Genomic DNA, 15,447 nt, shown 5'->3' on the forward strand with positions numbered 1-15,447 from the left:
TCCCGCTTCAATAGCCCATCAGCTTCTGGTAGCCGACCCAGAACTTGCGGATCAGGCTTTCGGTGATCACCGTGTCCTGCTGGTCCGGATTGCCGCGCGACATCTCGATCACCGACGTCGCGTCGCCGTCGCGCACCGTGCCGCGCTGCACGAGCTCGGTCGCCTCCGTGTCCTCCATCGAGATATAGCCGGCCGGCCCGACGAGATTCGCCTGCTTGATGCGCAGCGCGCGCAGCTCGGGCGTATCGTCCGCGTAGCCGAAGAAGTGGAAGATCAGCTCGAAGTTGTCGGGGCCCTTCGGCAGGATCTGGCGTGCGACCAGCGTGTTGTGGATCTGCTGGATCACGAGCTGCGGGAAGATCGGCTGGATATGGTTCGTGCAGTCCTCGTCGTATTCCGACACGAGATCGAGAATCGATTCGTCTTCCAGATGGAAACCTTCGTCGAACGAGCGAATGTTCTGCTGCTTGTACGCGGCCGACGTATCGTCGCTCGTCTTCGTCACCGTGATGATGCTGTGCAGCCCGTGGTTCGCATCCGGAATCGAGCGCGCCTTCATCCCGACGCGGAAGATGTTGAAGGTCGTATGGAACAGGTGCAGCATGCTCGCGTGATACGGGTCCTTCACGTTCTCCATGTACAGCTTCCAGTTCGACTTCGAATACTGGCGCGTGCAGCCGAGATACTCGATCGGCTTGTGGAAGATCCGGTCGATCCACGGGCGCATCTGCTCGCCGAGGTAGTCGGGCAGCGGCATCACGTCGTCGCTGAAGGTGGCGAACACGAGCCCGCGATAGCTGTCGACACGCAGTTTGCGCAGCCCGTGCTGCTTCGGGTCGAAGTCGGCCGGCATCCCGGACATCCCCTTCTGGCCGCGCCGGAACGGCACGCCCAGCAGGTTGCCCGCGTTGTCGAAGCTCCACTGGTGATACACGCACGTGTGCGAGCTCGCGTTGCCGCGCGACTTGCGGCACACCTGCGCGCCACGGTGCGCGCAGCGGTTCACCCACGCGGAAAGCGCGCCGTCCTCCGTGCGCGTGACGACCACCGGCGTATCGCCGACGAACGTGCTCTTGAAATCGCCTGCGTTCGGGATTTCCGCTTCCAGCGCGACGAAGTTCCACGTCGGGCCGCGAAAGATGCGTTCCTGCTCGCGCTCGTAGACGGCCTGCGAGCTGAACACCTTGTACGGCACGCGCGAGCCGTCGTCGTGCGGAAAGCTCACGTCGGACGCGTTGTCGCGCGCGGCGAACACGACGGGCGATTCTGTCTGCTCCATGTCGGACTCCTTGTGGTTCCGTTTCATTAACAAGATGGAGTCCATTTTTGAAAGGCTAATATTCGCCGTCTATCCGGAAAGTGCGATTGCGGCGGCGCAATATCCACTTTCGGCGGATTTCTGAGCTAGCATGACGGCACACACGACCCTGCGCACGATCGCGACCCATTCATCGGATCGAAGCGCGCGTCGCTCATACAAAGGCTGAGGCCCATGTCCCCAACGTCGTTCGAGCCGCTCGCGCTGCGCGCGCACCGGCTGTTCGAATCCCGCGATCTCGACGAGACGCGCGAGCGGATCTCGCGCGTGATGCAGCCGCATGCGCTGCTGCCGACCGGCCGCACGCACGGCGCGTCGCACATGGATTTCGTCAGGCTCGGCGGGCTCGGGATCGGCACGATCGCATTCGGCGACGCGATGCGCGTGCAGGTCGATGCGGTCGACGGCTACTACCTGCTGATGTTCTGCCTGTCCGGCCAGGCCGAGGTGCGCGCGATGGGGCGGCAGCTCGGCGTCGACGGCCAGACCGGCGTGCTGTGCGCGCCCGGCGAGCGCTTCGACGCGGTGCTGTCGGCCGATTGCGAGCAGTTCGTGCTGCGCATCGACGCGGCGACGGTCGGCTCGCTGACGGGCGACCCGCGCGCGACGCTCGACCCGGTGCTGCACGTCAGCGACGCCGCGCTCGCCGCGTGGCGCCAGCAACTGATGCTCGTCGCACGCTCGCCCGAGCTGCTCGAGCGCGCGAACGCGAACCCGCGCGTCGCGTCGCAGCTCGAGCACCTGCTGATCGACCTGCTGATCGAAGGCCACCCGCCGTCCGTGCTGCACGCCTCGCACCGCGACCCGGCGCCGGGCTTCGTGCGGCGCGCACAGGAGTTCGTGAACGCGCACTACGCGCAACCGCTGCAACTCGCCGATATCGTCCAGGCCGCCAACGTGCCGGAACGGACGCTGCGCGACGCGTTCCTGCAGTTCCGGGGAATGAGCCCGATGCAGTACCTGCGTGCGACGCGGCTCGACCATGCGCGCGAGTTGCTGCGCGGCGCGGCGTCCGACCGGCGGATCGCCGATGTCGCGCTCGATTGCGGGTTTACACACCTTGGCCGGTTCGCGATCGCGTATCGGGAAAAGTTTGGCGAATCGCCGTCGGAAACGCTCGACGTGAAGCGATAGCGGCGCGTTCGCTGGCGCGGCCGGTGGCTTGTAGCTTGTAGCTTTTGGCTTATGGCTTATGGCTTATGGCTTATGGCTTATGACCTGCGACCCGCAAAGCCGGCGCGGCACTTGCATCGACGCGCGTGACATTACGACACCCCCTCCGCATCCACCTGCGCCCGCCGAAACAGACCGTTAGTTGCAATGCCTGAAAGCGACGACGCCCGTCAGGCCGACGCCCCGATCATCTCCCGCGCAATCGCGCAGAACGCGGCCGTGGCGGCGCTTTCGCCGTGCAGCCGGCGGCTCATGATGATCGGCGACGTCGCGGCCGGCTCCGGCAACCGCCGGTAAACCACGCCCTTCACGCGCACGCCCTCCACGCTCTCCGGCACCAGCGACACGCCGACCTGCGCGGCCACGAGCCCGAGCGCCGTCTGCAGCTCGCGCACCTCGTGCACGGCCGCCGGCACCAGCGCGCCGTCGCGCAGCGCCGACAGCTGCTGATCGGCAAAGCTCGGCCGCGGCGTGCTCGGATAGACGATCAGCGTCTCGTTCGCGATATCCGCGAGCGCGAGCGGCCGATCGGGGTCGGCGAGCGGATGCCCGACCGGCAGCGCGGCGATCAGCTTTTCCTCGATCAGCGCCTCGCGCACCAGCTGATCGTCGTCGAACCGCAGGCGGCCGAACCCGACGTCGATCCGCCCGCCCTTCAGCGCGCCGAGCTGCTCCAGCGTGAACATTTCGATCAGCGACAGTTCGACGTCCGGCTGCGCCTCCCGAAACGCGCGGATCACGTCCGGCAGCGCGCCGTACAGCGTCGACGGCACGAAGCCGATCACGATCCGCTCCGACAGCTGCGCGAGCCGCCGCGTCAGCGGGCCGAGCTCGTCGGCCTGGTCGACGAGGCGTTTCGCCTGCGCATAGAACACGCGCCCCGCATCCGTCAGTTTCAGCGGCCGCGCGCCGCGCTCGAACAGCGGCAGCCCGATCTCGTCCTCGATCGCCTGGAGCTGGCGGCTCAGCGGCGGCTGCGTCATGTGCAACCGCTCGGCCGCCCGCGTGATGTTCATTTCCTCGGCGACGGCGATGAAGTAGCGGAGCTGGCGCAATTCCATTTCATGCCTCAAAGGTATGGAAGTAGTCGGAAAGAGTGTTGGACGACGCGGGGCGGGAATTCCTACCATGTGCACCAACAGGAGGAATCGCATGATAGCAACTGCCGCCACCATCGAACGCATCGAGACTTTGCTGGTCGACGTGCCGACGATCCGGCCCCACAAATTGTCGGTCGCCACGATGAATTGCCAGACCCTCGTGCTGGTTCGTGTTCGATGCACGGACGGTATCGAAGGCGTCGGCGAGGCGACGACCATCGGCGGCCTCGCCTACGGCGAGGAGAGCCCCGAAAGCATCAAGGTCAACATCGACACCTACTTCGCGCCGCTGCTGCAGGGCATGGACGCGACCCGCCCGGGCGCCGCGATGGCGCGCGCCCGCAAGCTGTTCCAGGGCAACCGCTTCGCGAAGTGCGCGATCGAGACCGCGCTGTTCGACGCGCAGGCGCGCCGCCTCGGCGTGCCGCTGTCGGAACTGTTCGGCGGCCGCCGGGCCGACGCGGTGGACGTCGCCTGGACGCTCGCGAGCGGCGACACGCAGCGCGACATCGCGGAAGCCGAAGCGATGCTCGACGCGCGCCGCCATCGTGCGTTCAAGCTGAAGATCGGCTCGAACGCGGTCGCCAGCGACGTCGCACACGTCGTCGCGATCAAGCGCGCGCTCGGCGAGCGCGGCGACGTGCGGGTCGACGTGAACCAGGCATGGAGCGAAACCGACGCGATCTGGGCCGGCGCACGGCTCGCGGAAGCGGGCGTGAGCCTCGTCGAGCAGCCGATCGCCGCGACCAACCGCGCGGGGCTGAAACGCCTCACGCAACTCGCGCAGGTGCCGATCATGGCCGACGAGGCGCTGCACGGCCCCGTCGATGCGTTCGCGCTCGCGCAGGATCGCGCGGCCGACGTGTTCGCGGTGAAGATCGCGCAATCGGGCGGCCTGCAAGGCGCGGCGAGCGTCGCGTCGATCGCGGCGGCGGCCGGCATCGAACTGTACGGCGGCACGATGCTCGAGGGCGCGGCCGGCACGATGGCGTCCGCGCAACTGTTCAGCACGTTCGACTCGCTGAAATGGGGCACCGAGCTGTTCGGCCCACTGCTGCTCACCGAGGAAATCCTCGTCGAGCCGCTGCGTTACGAGGATTTCAAGCTGCACCTGCCGGCAACGCCCGGCCTCGGCATCACCTTCGACTGGGCCCGCATCGAACGCATGAAGCGCGACGCCCGCTGACCCCACACGACAACCGAAACCGGAGACACACATGGACAAGCAAGCCATCGACGCCCTGCTGAAAACGTTCGACGACGCCGCGGAGAAGCCCGGCAACCCGCGCGTGCGCGCGATCGTCAACCGGATCGTGAAGGACATCTGCTACACGATCGAGGATTTCGACGTGCAGCCGAGCGAATTCTGGACGGCACTCAACTACCTGAACGAAGCCGGCCGCGAATTCGGGCTGATCGCCGCGGGCCTTGGCCTCGAGCGCTTCCTCGACGTGCGGATGGACGAGGCCGAAGCAAAGGCCGGCATCGAGGGCGGCACGCCGCGCACAATCGAGGGGCCGCTGTACGTTGCCGGCGCGCCGGAATCGGTCGGCCATGCGCGCCTCGACGACGGCACCGATCCGGGCCAGACGCTCGTGATGCGCGGCCAGGTGCTCGGCAAGGACGGCGCGCCGATCGCGAACGCGCTCGTCGAAGTGTGGCATGCGAACCATCTCGGCAACTACTCGTACTTCGATCAATCGCAGCCCGCGTTCAACCTGCGCCGTTCGATCCGCACCGACGCGGAAGGCCGCTACAGTTTCCGCAGCGTGCTGCCGGTCGGCTACAGCGTGCCGCCGGGCAGCAAGACCGAGCAGTTGCTCGACCAGCTCGGCCGCCATGGCCATCGTCCCGCGCACATTCACTTCTTCGTTTCGGCGGACGGTTATCGTAAGCTGACGACGCAGATCAACATCGAAGGCGATCCGCACATCTGGGACGACTTCGCATTCGCGACCCGCGAAGGGCTGATCCCGAAGATCAAGCAGGCCGAAGGCGCGGAAGGCAAGCCGTACGGCGTCGACGGGCAGTTCGCGCTGATCGACTTCGATTTCTCGCTGCTCAAGGAAAAGCAGGACGTGCCGGCAAGCGAAGTCGAGCGAGCCCGCGCGCAGGCGTGAGCGGCCTTCCCGTTCGACGAATCGACAACGCAAGGAGTGCAGGATGCTGTTTCATGTGGAAATGACCGTCCGTCTGCCGACGGACATGGATCCGGTCAAGGCGGCCACGCTGAAGGCGGAAGAAAAGGCGATGTGCCAGCGGCTGATGAACGAAGGTATCTGGCGTCATCTGTGGCGGATCGCCGGGCAGTATGCGAACGTCAGCATCTTCGACGTCGAAAGCGTGCAGCAACTGCATGACCTGCTGAGCCAGTTGCCGCTGTTCCCGTATATGGAGATGGAAGTGCGCGCGCTGTGCCGGCATCCGTCTTCGGTGCGGGAAGACGATCGGTAAGCAGGCGATCGAGTTCCGGCAAGACGGGCGGCCCGCAATTGCATCGCGGGCCGCCCGTTTCTTTTTCGTCATCCGCCGGGGTGGAGCGGGTTGCCACGCGGCCGGCTTCCGCTCATCCGTCGCGCCGATCTCCGGAAACGGCTCGATTCGCGCGCTGGTGTCGATATGCCCGCGCGCCGCTTTCCCGAACGGGCCCGCCATGCGTCATCACTACGCGTGCGCCAGATGCGCGGCAAACCCCACCGTCCCCGGCACGATCTCCTCCTTCAGCGTCAACGCAGGAATCTCGTAATCGCCCGCGTTCTGTCGCCGGAACGGAATCGGCGGCGCGGTCCACAACGCATCGAGACGCTTGCCGAGCGCCGCACGCGTTTCGTCGAAGCGTGCGTCGTTCATCTTGCCCGTCCGGTAGATCACGAACGGCGGCAGCACGTCGAACCCCGGGTAATACAGGATCCCGTGCTGGATCGGGAACAGCACGTCGTCGATTGGCCCGTTGATGCCGCGCGGGCTGTAGTGCGATTCCCACCCGCCTGCCGTGACGATCAGCATCGCCCGCTTGCCGGCCAGCGACCCCTCGCCGTAGCGGTTGCCCCAGCGCGTCTCCGAATGCTCGCCGACGCCATACGCAAAACCATACGCATACACACGCTCGACCCAGCCCTTCATGATTGCCGGCATCGAGAACCACCACAACGGAAACTGCAGGATCACCGCGTCGGCCCACTTCAGCTTCTCCTGCTCGCGCGCGATATCTTCACTTTGCGTGCCGGCCGCGAATGCGTGCTTGGAGTCGAGCGACGGATCGAACCGCGCGTCGGGCGCGCGACCGGTCACGTCGTTCGCGTCGAACGCCGCCTTCCAGTTCATCGCATACAGATCCGTCACCTGCACCGCGTGGCCGGCCGCTTCGAGATGCTCGACGGCAAAGTCGCGCAGCGCGCCGTTCAGCGAACGCGGTTCGGGATGGGCATAAACGATCAGCACATTCATGTTCGTCACTCCTTTGATTGAACGACTACAGGATGCCGCCGCCAAAGGTATATTTGAAATGAATTCCTGATATTCCAGGTATAGCCATGAATAATCTCAGACGACTCGACCTGAACCTGCTCGTCACGCTGGACGTGCTGCTCGCCGAGCACAACGTCACGCGTGCGGCCGAGAAGCTGAACATGTCGCAGCCGTCGGTGAGCGTGCAGCTGCAGAAACTGCGCGACCTGTTCGGCGACCCGCTGCTGTTGCCGGGGCCGCGCGGGATGCGGCCGACCGCGCGCGCGGAAACGCTGCGCGAGCCGTTGCGCGATGCGCTCGAAGCCGTCGAACGCGCGGTGGTTCCGGCCACCCCGTTCGATCCGGCGACCGCGACGAACACGTGGCGCGTGGCCGCGACCGACTACGGCGAATCGACGATCGTGCTGCCCGCGCTGCACACGCTGCGCTCGGCCGCTCCCGGTACGCGGCTCGCCGTCGTCGAACTCGCGCCGCCGCGCATCGAGCAGGATGCCGAACGAAACGGCATCGACCTCGCCTTTCATACGACAGAAGGGTCGCCGGCCGGCATGCGGCGCCTGCCGCTGTTCGTCGAGCGTTATGTGCTCATCGGCCGCGCCGGGCATCCGAAGCTGAAGCGGCGCCCCACGCTCGCGCAGTTCGGCACGCTCGAACACGTGATCGTGTCGCCCGATGGCGGCGGCTTCTTCGGCGTGACGGACGAAGCGCTCGCGAAGGTCGGTGCCGTGCGGCGCGTCGTGCTGTCCGTGCCGCACTTCCTGTTCGTGATGTCGGCGGTCGCGAGCACCGATCTCGTCGCGATGCTGCCCGAGCGGCTGGTGCGCGACGTGCCTGCGCTGCGTGTGGTGGACGCACCCGTCGAGGTGCCCGGCTATGAAATGTCGATGCTGTGGCACGAGCGCGTGCATCGCGATCCGGCGCATCGGTGGCTGCGGGAGACCATCGCGGCGGCGGTCTGACACGGCCCGGTTGCCGGGCGGCTGCCATCTGCTGTCATCGGGGGCTTGAAAGTGCGCCGATCACTGTATATATTTACAGTGTTTTCTGCGTCATTTGACCCGAATTCCGTCCCCCGAGACGGTCTTTAGTGAGGCGACCATGTTCCAGTCATCCGCATTCGATCCCGAGCAACCCGGCTTCAATCCCGTCCACTTCGAGCGCGCCGCGCGGCAGGCGGTCGTCGATCTTCAGCGTGTCGTCGGCGGCCCCGCGCAGCGGGCGCTCGGCTTGCGGCGCCGCAGCCATCCGGCCGCCGTCCGCACGATGAGCTGGCAGGCGCTGCTGAATGTCGAGGAGCTGGCGTTCTCGAACTCCGGCTTCCTGAACCGCAACGATCCGACGGTCGTCGACGCCTTCATCCGGCTGCGCGACAGCCGGTTGGTCGCCGCGGACGTCGAGGAAGCCGTCGACTGGAAGCGCGACGACGACGATTTGCCCGCCGTTTATCTGATCGTCAAGGCGATGCTCGAAGCGGAAGAGCGCGAGACCCAACACGCCGAGATGGAGTGACGGCGGCGACGCGCGGCCGCACCGTTACAGCCGCGCCGCGAGGCGCGCACCCTGATCGATCGCGCGCTTCGCGTCGAGTTCGGCGGCCAGTTCCGCGCCGCCGATCAGGTGCACCGAGCGCCCAGCGGCCTGCAACGGCGCGAGCAACGCGCGCTGCGGCTCCTGCCCCGTGCAGAGCACGATCGTGTCGGCTTCGATCAGTTCGTGATCGGTGCGCTCCTCGCCGTACGACACGTGCAGCCCGCGCGCATCGATCAATTCGTAGTTCACGCCGCCGATCATCTTCACCTGCTTCATCTTCAGCGTCGCGCGGTGAATCCAGCCGGTCGTCTTGCCGAGCCCCTTGCCGAGCGGCGCGGCCTTGCGCTGCAGCAGCGTCACTTCACGCGCGGGCGGCGTGACCTGCGCACGCGTCACGCCGCCACGCGTCGCGGCCGGGTCGGTCACGCCCCACTCGGCCTTCCACTCGTCCAGATCGAGCGCCGGTGATTCGCCGTCCTGTACCAGATACTCGGCGACATCGAAGCCGATCCCGCCCGCGCCGACCACCGCGACACGCCGTCCGACCGGCTGCCTGCCCGCGAGCACGTCGATGTAGCTGAGCACGTTCGGCCCGTCCTGCCCCGGAATCTTCGGGTCGCGAGGCGCGACGCCCGTTGCGAGCACGATTTCGTCGTAGCCGCCTGCGATCAGGTCGCTTGCGTCGACGCGGCGGTTCAGGTGCAGGTTCACGCCGGTCAGCTCGACCTGGCGGCCGAAGTAGCTCAGCGCTTCGTGAAACTCCTCCTTGCCCGGAATCCGCTTGGCCATGTTGAACTGGCCGCCGATCTCGGCCGCGCCGTCGAACAGGTCGACCCGATGGCCGCGCTGCGCGAGCACGGTCGAGCACGCGAGCCCGGCCGGCCCCGCGCCCACCACCGCGATGCGCTTCGGCTGCGATGCGGGCGTGTATTTCAGCTCCGTCTCGTGGCACGCGCGCGGATTCAGCAGGCACGACGCAATCTTGTTCTTGAACGCGTGATCGAGACACGCCTGGTTGCAGCCGATACAGGTGTTGATCTCGTCGGCACGGCCCTGTGCGGCCTTGACCACGAACTCGGCATCCGCGAGCAGCGGGCGGGCCATCGACACCATGTCCGCGCAGCCGTCCGCGAGGATCTGCTCGGCCACTTCGGGGCGATTGATCCGGTTGGTGGTCACGAGCGGAATGCCGACCTCGCCTTTCATCTTCTTCGTCACCCACGCGAACGCGCCGCGCGGCACCGACGTCGCGATCGTCGGCACGCGCGCCTCGTGCCAGCCGATCCCCGTGTTGATGATCGTCGCGCCCGCGCGCTCGACGGCCTTCGCGAGCTGCACGGTTTCGCTCCAGTCGCTGCCGTCCGGAATCAGGTCGAGCATCGACAGCCGGTAGATCAGGATGAAATCGCGGCCGACCGCTTCGCGCGTGCGTTCGATGATCTCGAGCGGCAGCCGGATGCGGTTCTCGTACGACCCGCCCCACTGGTCGGTGCGCTTGTTCGTATGCATCGAGATGAACTGGTTGATCAGGTAGCCTTCGGAGCCCATGATCTCGACGCCGTCGTAACCGGCTTCACGCGCGAGCTTCGCGCAACGGACGAACGCGCGGATCTGCCGCTCGACCCCGCGCGCGCTCAGCTCGTGCGGCGCGAACGGCGAAATCGGCGACTTGATCTTCGACGGCGCGACCGCGAACGGGTGATAACCGTAGCGGCCCGTATGGAGGATCTGCAGCGCGATCTTGCCGTCCTCCGCATGCACGGCCTCCGTGATCTCGCGATGGCGCCGCGCGGCGGCCGACGTCATCAGCGTGCCGCCGAACGGCTTGGTCCAGCCGGCCACGTTCGGCGCGAAGCCGCCCGTCACGATCAGGCCCACGCCGCCGCGCGCGCGTTCGGCGAAATATTCGGCGAGCCGCGGCAGCGTCTTGCGGCTGTCCTCGAGGCCCGTGTGCATCGAGCCCATCAAGACGCGGTTCTTCAGCGTCGTGAAACCGAGATCGAGCGGCGCGAGCAGGTGGGGAAAGGGTGTCGTCATGATGATCGTGCCAGTAAGCGATGCGTGACATCGTAGGCGCGCGCCGCCTTGAACGTGAGGGGGCAAACAGCCATAATGCTTGTCATTTCCGGCCAAAACGACATGACTTCCCCTCTCGCCAAGGACCGCCTCGGGCTGCGCCGGCCGACGATTCCGGTCGCCTACACGCGCCTGCTGCTGCAGGCGCTGGCCGCGCGCGGTGTCGACCTGGCCGCCGTGCGCGCCGGCACGGGCCTGCGCGATGCGGTGCTGGCCGAACCGGACGCGCGTGTCGCGCCGTCGCAATGGGGGCGGCTCGTGCTCAATGCGATCGAGATCGGCGGCGATCCGGGCATCGGGCTCGCGTTCGGGCTGCTGCTGAAGCCGACCGTGCACGGCTTTCTCGGCTACGCGACCCTGACCGCGCGGGACATCCGCGACGCGCTATCCGTCACGCAGCGTTACTTCCGGATGCGCAACCGCCAATATCGCCTGACCTATGCAGAAGACGAACGCGGCGCGACGCTCGAACTGCACGGCGTTCAGGCGAGCCCCGTGTTGCAGCATCACGTGATGTTCGAGTTCGTGCTGACCGGGCTCGCGCAGAACATCTCGCAATGGGCAGGGCGCGCGTCGCCGCCGATCGCGCTGCAATTCACGTGGCCGGAGCCGCCCTATTTCGCACGCTATCGCGACCAGTTGCCGCCGGTCGAATTCGGCTGCGCGGCCAACGCGCTGTGGATCGCGCGCGACGTGCTCGACTGGCCGCTGCCGCTCGCCGACGAAGTCGCGCATCGGCAGGCGCTCGTGCAGGTGGAGCGTGAGTATGCGCAGGTGCGCCAGGAGGAAGGCGATCTGGTCGAACGCGTGCGTGCGGAGCTGGCACGCGGGGCCGGCGATTACCCGGGGCCGGAGACGCTCGCCGATGCACTGCTGGTGTCGACCCGCACGCTGCGGCGCCGGCTCGAGGAAGGCGGGTCGGGCTATCGGCAGTTGCTCGACGAAGCGCGGTTTCGCGACGCGAAGCAGTTGCTCGCCGCGTCGGATCTCGACCTGAAGACGATTGCCGAGCGGCTGCAATTCACCGACCCGGCGAATTTCACGCGCGCCTTCAGGCGCTGGGCCGGGCAGACGCCGAGCGCCTATCGGGAGGCGGCTGCGGGTACGGCACGCGACTGATACTGGGCCGCGACCGGCACGAGGTGCCGGCCCGTGATTTCATCGGTATGATCAATCCCACGCCCAAGCGGCGCCGACCGGCGCACTCTCCCGCCCCATGCCCAAGCACACCACGCTGATCGAGTCGACGATCGACCGTATCGATACGAACCTCGTCCGGATCAAGGCCGACAGCAGTAAGGTGCCGCTTTATCGCCTGACGATGCGGAACGCCTGCTACTTCATCGCCGCCGACGATTTCGACGCGGAGGCATTCAAGCAGATCGATCGATTGAAGCCCGGGATGGCCGTGCGCGCGTGCATCTTCGACGATCGCGGCCGTCACCGGATCGCGTGGCTCAGAAGCAGCGACCTGGCGATCGCACCCTACGATGCGCTCGGACAAAGGGACAGCAACCTGACGCTGCTCACATGGGCGTCGATCGTTTTCGTGCTGAGCCTGCTGATCGGTGCCGCCGTGTTCAGATCGGGCTGGGCGTTCGTCGGCGTCCTGGCCTTGCTCGCGAGCATCATCAGCCTGCTGGGTATCCTGCTCGCGATCGCGGGGCTGTCCGATCTGGTGTTCCGGCCTCAGCGTCGCGAGGCGCAGGAAAAGTGGCAGTACGAACCCGCCGGGTTCACGACGGAACGGAGCAACGGATGACCGGCCGCACCATGCAAGTCGCATCCGGCCGCGTGACGTCCGTCAGCCAGAAGACGATCACTACGCAGGTCTGGAGCAACAATCTCGGCTGGACGACGCAAGGCATCGAGGAGATCGCGCTGCAGCTCGACACGTTCGACGCGCCGCTCACGCTCGTGACCGGCGCCACGCGCAGCCTGTTCATCGTCGCGGGCGATCGGCTGGAGGTGGCGTACGCCGAAGGCCCGGATCGCCCGGCCATCTACGGCATCCGCAACGCGACCGACGCCTCGGTGTATCTGGTTCGACCCGCGAAAGTCGCCGGGGCCCGCATCGATGTGTTCGCGACGCTATTCCTGCTGGTCGTCTTCGTCTTCATTCTCGGCATCATGTCCGCGGTGTCGCGCAGCCTCGACGGGATGCTCGACACGTTCGCGTGGTTCGCCGGGGGCGCGATCGGGTTCTTCCTGCTGAGTACGATCCTGCGCACCGTGTTCGGCGTGATCGTGTGGCCCGAGATCCGGCGGCTCAGGCAGCCCGGCGGCAAGCGCGAGATGAACGCCGCAAGGCAGGCGCTGTCGCTCGCGAACGACGATACGCCGAACATCCGTTTTCTCTGACTTCTCCGACGCGATACGCACGCGACGCGTCAGCAGCCGACGACGATCCGCGCGCCGCCGTCACCCTCGCCCGCCTCGATCCGCACCTCGCCCTGGGCGGCGACGATCGCGTCGTACACGTCGTCGCTCACGCACACCACCGGCACCGCGATCGCATACAGCTCGGCCGCCACGATCGCGCCGATCGAGATGATCAGGTCGCGCTCCTTCAGCACGATCCCGACCGGCCCCGTGCCGTTGCGCACGGCTTCCGCGAGCACGCTGCTGCTCGAACTCGAGCCCTTCGCGTGCGGCATCACCATCACCTTGCCGGCGAGGCTCGCACCGGCCTGCGGATGCCCGCGATCGACGATCTTTCCCGCGCCCGAGTCGTAGCCGCCCCAGAAACTGAGCGGCTTGTCGAGCACGAACGCGCGTGCACATGCGCTGCCCGGCACGAGCGTGTCGCCCGTCAAGCCCTTGCCCGTCGCCGTCGCTTCAGTCATCGAATCGCACCTTTCCTTCGAACGCCGACCGCACGCATTCGCGCATGCTGCCGTACGCGACCGTCACGCCGATGTTCGCGGGCGCATACGACGCCCATTTCCCCGAATTGGTCATCACCAGCCCCGACAGTTGCTTCATTACCGGCGTGATGTACGTGCAGGTGTCGACGACGATCTGAATGCCGCGCGCGGCGAATTTTTCCGCAAGGCCTGCCTCCTCCAGTTCCCACAAGATGAAGCGGCTCGTGTTCACGTAGAAATCGCAGGCCGGCTTGCCGTCGAACGCGTCGAGCAAGGTGCCGAGCGTGCGGAATTCGGCCAGCGAGAAATGCGGCGTGCCGAGCGCCACCGCGACGAGTGCATCGCCGGCCGCGCCGTGGTTCAGCGTGCGGCGAATCTCGTCGAGGTCGGCCATCGCGACATCGACCGTGCGTTGCGCCGCCTGCCCGTGCAACGCCGCGTCGAGCGTCGGTGCCTCGGGTGTGATGCCCACCGCATGGAACAGCGCGACGGCGCCGCTCGATGCGGCCGCCGCGCCCAGCGCCTTGAGTTCGTCTTCGGTGGTATCCGCCGGCAGCCCGACGATCGCCGGCACGACCGCGCCCGCGATCCTGCCGATCAGCAGACCGAGCGCGGCGAAATAAATGTCGCGCGACGGCAGGCGGCTGAAGTCCGGCGCGTTGAACACGATCCGCGCGGCGCGGTTGGCTTCGACGTGCAGCCCCGCATACGGCGCGCGCCCGGTGATCGCGGCAGCCAGGTCGAGAAAATCGCCATACCGGCTCGTGCGCGCGCCGAGCACCGAGTTCGCGAACACGATCGCGTTCGATTCGGCCCACGCGATCTGCTCGCCTTTCGCGGGACGGTTCTTCAGTTGATACGGCGCGCACGTGAAGCTCGATTCGCAGCCGAGTTGCAGATGCGCGTCCATCAGGCGCTGCGCGTCGCGCTGGATCGTGCGGTCGCCGTGGTATAGCTCGGGATGGATCAGGTCGAGCGACCCGACGTTCAGCGTGGTCGGCACCGCGACCTTCGCGCCGGTCTCGACGAAATAGTCGACGAAGTCGAGGCTCGTCTGGCCGTGATACAGACAGCCGTCGATATGCGCGGACGTGATGTCGATCAGGTGCGGCGCGGACATCACCTGCGCCGTACGTGCGACGATCCGCATCGCGCGCGCGACGCCATCGCCGTCATCCCCGCGCAGCATGGCGCTGTCGCGGTCACTCAACTGCAGCATCGGTTGCTCCTCTGACGCGTGCCGGCGGCGCCGGCCCGTGAAATCCGTCAGGGGACTCTACAACTGGAAATAAAAACTGTCCAGATCCACGTTGATCCGGACAGTTTAAAAAACCAATTTCGGCCTTGCAGCGTTACCGAAGTGGGCAATGGCTCGAATTCCGCTCCAGTTTGCCGCCGATTCGTCTAGCGTTCCGCGGTCACGCTGAACAGCTCGTCGCGCAGCGCCTTCGCGCGGTCGCGTCCGAACTGCGTCTCGAATTCGTCCTGCGCGGCCTGCCACGCAACCAGCGCCCGCGCGAACGTGCGTTCGCCCGGTTTCGTGAGACTCAACGCATGCGCACGCGCATCGTGCTCGGACGCGGCCGTCGCGACGAACCCGTCGCGCTGGAGCGGCTTCAGCGCGCGCAACAGCGTCGTGCGATCCATCACGAGGCGATCGGCGAGTTCGCTCATCAGCAGGCCGGGCCTGCGCGTCAGGTTCGACATGATCGAGAACTGGGCGGGCGTGACGCCAACCGGGGCCAGATGGCGTTCGTACAGTTGCGTGACGAAGCGCGCCGCCTGACGCAGCGCGAGACAGTTGCACGCCTGGGCAATGGAGGTGTCGTTCATGCCTCGCAATTTATATGTGCATATGCATAAAGTCAATGTACACTCCGCCGTAACCAGGCCGGTGGCCGGCCCTCGTGTCAAG

The 15,447-nt window shown here is 66.6% G+C and carries 16 protein-coding genes; 9 read left to right on the top strand and 7 right to left on the bottom strand.

What is annotated here, in order from left to right; translation table 11 throughout:
* Positions 1-7: 7 nt before the first annotated feature.
* Positions 8-1,279, bottom strand: a complete 1,272-nt coding sequence (andAc, locus tag L810_RS05075) for an anthranilate 1,2-dioxygenase large subunit AndAc (RefSeq protein WP_021157293.1) — start codon at positions 1,277-1,279, stop codon at positions 8-10.
* Between the two features lie 213 nt (positions 1,280-1,492).
* Here andAc and andR point away from each other — a divergent pair, with 213 nt between their 5' ends.
* Entirely contained in the window at positions 1,493-2,452 is a 960-nt protein-coding gene (gene andR, locus L810_RS05080; RefSeq protein ID WP_021157295.1) for an anthranilate 1,2-dioxygenase regulatory protein AndR, read from the top strand.
* 209 nt (positions 2,453-2,661) lie between these two features.
* Here andR and L810_RS05085 read toward each other — a convergent pair whose 3' ends face one another.
* Positions 2,662-3,552, bottom strand: a complete 891-nt coding sequence (locus L810_RS05085) for a LysR family transcriptional regulator (protein WP_021157296.1) — start codon at positions 3,550-3,552, stop codon at positions 2,662-2,664.
* 91 nt (positions 3,553-3,643) lie between these two features.
* On the opposite strand from L810_RS05085, the gene L810_RS05090 reads away from it, so the two are divergent.
* From L810_RS05090 to catC, 3 genes are read left to right on the top strand one after another with little or no spacing between them, the layout of a single operon-like run.
* Positions 3,644-4,777: a muconate/chloromuconate family cycloisomerase gene (locus L810_RS05090; protein ID WP_027790985.1), complete on the top strand. Its 1,134-nt coding sequence runs from the start codon at positions 3,644-3,646 to the stop codon at positions 4,775-4,777.
* A gap of 31 nt (positions 4,778-4,808) precedes the next feature.
* The gene (gene catA, locus L810_RS05095) at positions 4,809-5,711 is read left to right on the top strand and encodes a catechol 1,2-dioxygenase (RefSeq protein ID WP_042973294.1); all 903 of its coding nucleotides are present in this window, start codon (positions 4,809-4,811) and stop codon (positions 5,709-5,711) included.
* A gap of 43 nt (positions 5,712-5,754) precedes the next feature.
* Positions 5,755-6,045, top strand: a complete 291-nt coding sequence (gene catC / locus L810_RS05100) for a muconolactone Delta-isomerase (protein WP_021157297.1) — start codon at positions 5,755-5,757, stop codon at positions 6,043-6,045.
* A gap of 210 nt (positions 6,046-6,255) precedes the next feature.
* On the opposite strand, the gene L810_RS05105 is transcribed toward catC, so the two are convergent.
* Positions 6,256-7,038, bottom strand: coding sequence for an NAD(P)H-dependent oxidoreductase (locus L810_RS05105; RefSeq protein ID WP_021157298.1), 783 nt, complete (start codon positions 7,036-7,038; stop codon positions 6,256-6,258).
* 86 nt (positions 7,039-7,124) lie between these two features.
* On the opposite strand from L810_RS05105, the gene L810_RS05110 reads away from it, so the two are divergent.
* Both L810_RS05110 and L810_RS05115 read left to right on the top strand, forming a co-directional pair.
* On the top strand, positions 7,125-8,018 hold the full coding sequence (locus L810_RS05110; protein WP_021157299.1) for a LysR family transcriptional regulator: 894 nt from the start codon (positions 7,125-7,127) through the stop codon (positions 8,016-8,018).
* Between the two features lie 139 nt (positions 8,019-8,157).
* Complete coding sequence (locus L810_RS05115; RefSeq protein ID WP_021157300.1) at positions 8,158-8,568, top strand: DUF2471 family protein; 411 nt, start codon at positions 8,158-8,160, stop codon at positions 8,566-8,568.
* Positions 8,569-8,592: 24 nt separating this feature from the next.
* Here L810_RS05115 and L810_RS05120 read toward each other — a convergent pair whose 3' ends face one another.
* Positions 8,593-10,626 (bottom strand): NADPH-dependent 2,4-dienoyl-CoA reductase, encoded by a 2,034-nt coding sequence (locus tag L810_RS05120; RefSeq protein ID WP_021157301.1) that lies wholly within the window; start codon positions 10,624-10,626, stop codon positions 8,593-8,595.
* Between the two features lie 75 nt (positions 10,627-10,701).
* Here L810_RS05120 and L810_RS05125 point away from each other — a divergent pair, with 75 nt between their 5' ends.
* The 3 genes from L810_RS05125 (at position 10,702) to L810_RS44675 (ending at position 13,026) form a co-directional block, all read left to right on the top strand.
* The gene (locus L810_RS05125) at positions 10,702-11,784 is read left to right on the top strand and encodes an AraC family transcriptional regulator (protein WP_021157302.1); all 1,083 of its coding nucleotides are present in this window, start codon (positions 10,702-10,704) and stop codon (positions 11,782-11,784) included.
* 97 nt (positions 11,785-11,881) lie between these two features.
* Positions 11,882-12,427 (top strand): hypothetical protein, encoded by a 546-nt coding sequence (locus L810_RS05130; protein WP_021157303.1) that lies wholly within the window; start codon positions 11,882-11,884, stop codon positions 12,425-12,427.
* Positions 12,424-13,026 carry a hypothetical protein gene (locus L810_RS44675; RefSeq protein WP_021157304.1) on the top strand — a complete coding sequence of 201 codons (603 nt, stop codon included), beginning with the start codon at positions 12,424-12,426 and terminating at the stop codon, positions 13,024-13,026. Before L810_RS05130 ends, L810_RS44675 begins: the two co-directional genes overlap by 4 nt.
* A 29-nt stretch (positions 13,027-13,055) precedes the next feature.
* On the opposite strand, the gene L810_RS05140 is transcribed toward L810_RS44675, so the two are convergent.
* From L810_RS05140 to L810_RS05150, 3 genes are all read right to left on the bottom strand, one after another.
* Positions 13,056-13,511, bottom strand: coding sequence for an aconitase X swivel domain-containing protein (locus L810_RS05140; protein WP_021157305.1), 456 nt, complete (start codon positions 13,509-13,511; stop codon positions 13,056-13,058).
* Entirely contained in the window at positions 13,504-14,751 is a 1,248-nt protein-coding gene (locus tag L810_RS05145; protein ID WP_021157306.1) for an aconitase X, read from the bottom strand. The genes L810_RS05140 and L810_RS05145 overlap by 8 nt, the downstream gene beginning before the upstream one ends.
* Positions 14,752-14,936: 185 nt before the next feature.
* Positions 14,937-15,365, bottom strand: a complete 429-nt coding sequence (locus L810_RS05150) for a MarR family winged helix-turn-helix transcriptional regulator (RefSeq protein WP_021157307.1) — start codon at positions 15,363-15,365, stop codon at positions 14,937-14,939.
* Positions 15,366-15,447: the final 82 nt, after the last annotated feature.

The sequence above is a fragment of the Burkholderia sp. AU4i genome, from assembly GCF_000466765.1.
Classification (GTDB): domain Bacteria; phylum Pseudomonadota; class Gammaproteobacteria; order Burkholderiales; family Burkholderiaceae; genus Burkholderia; species Burkholderia cepacia.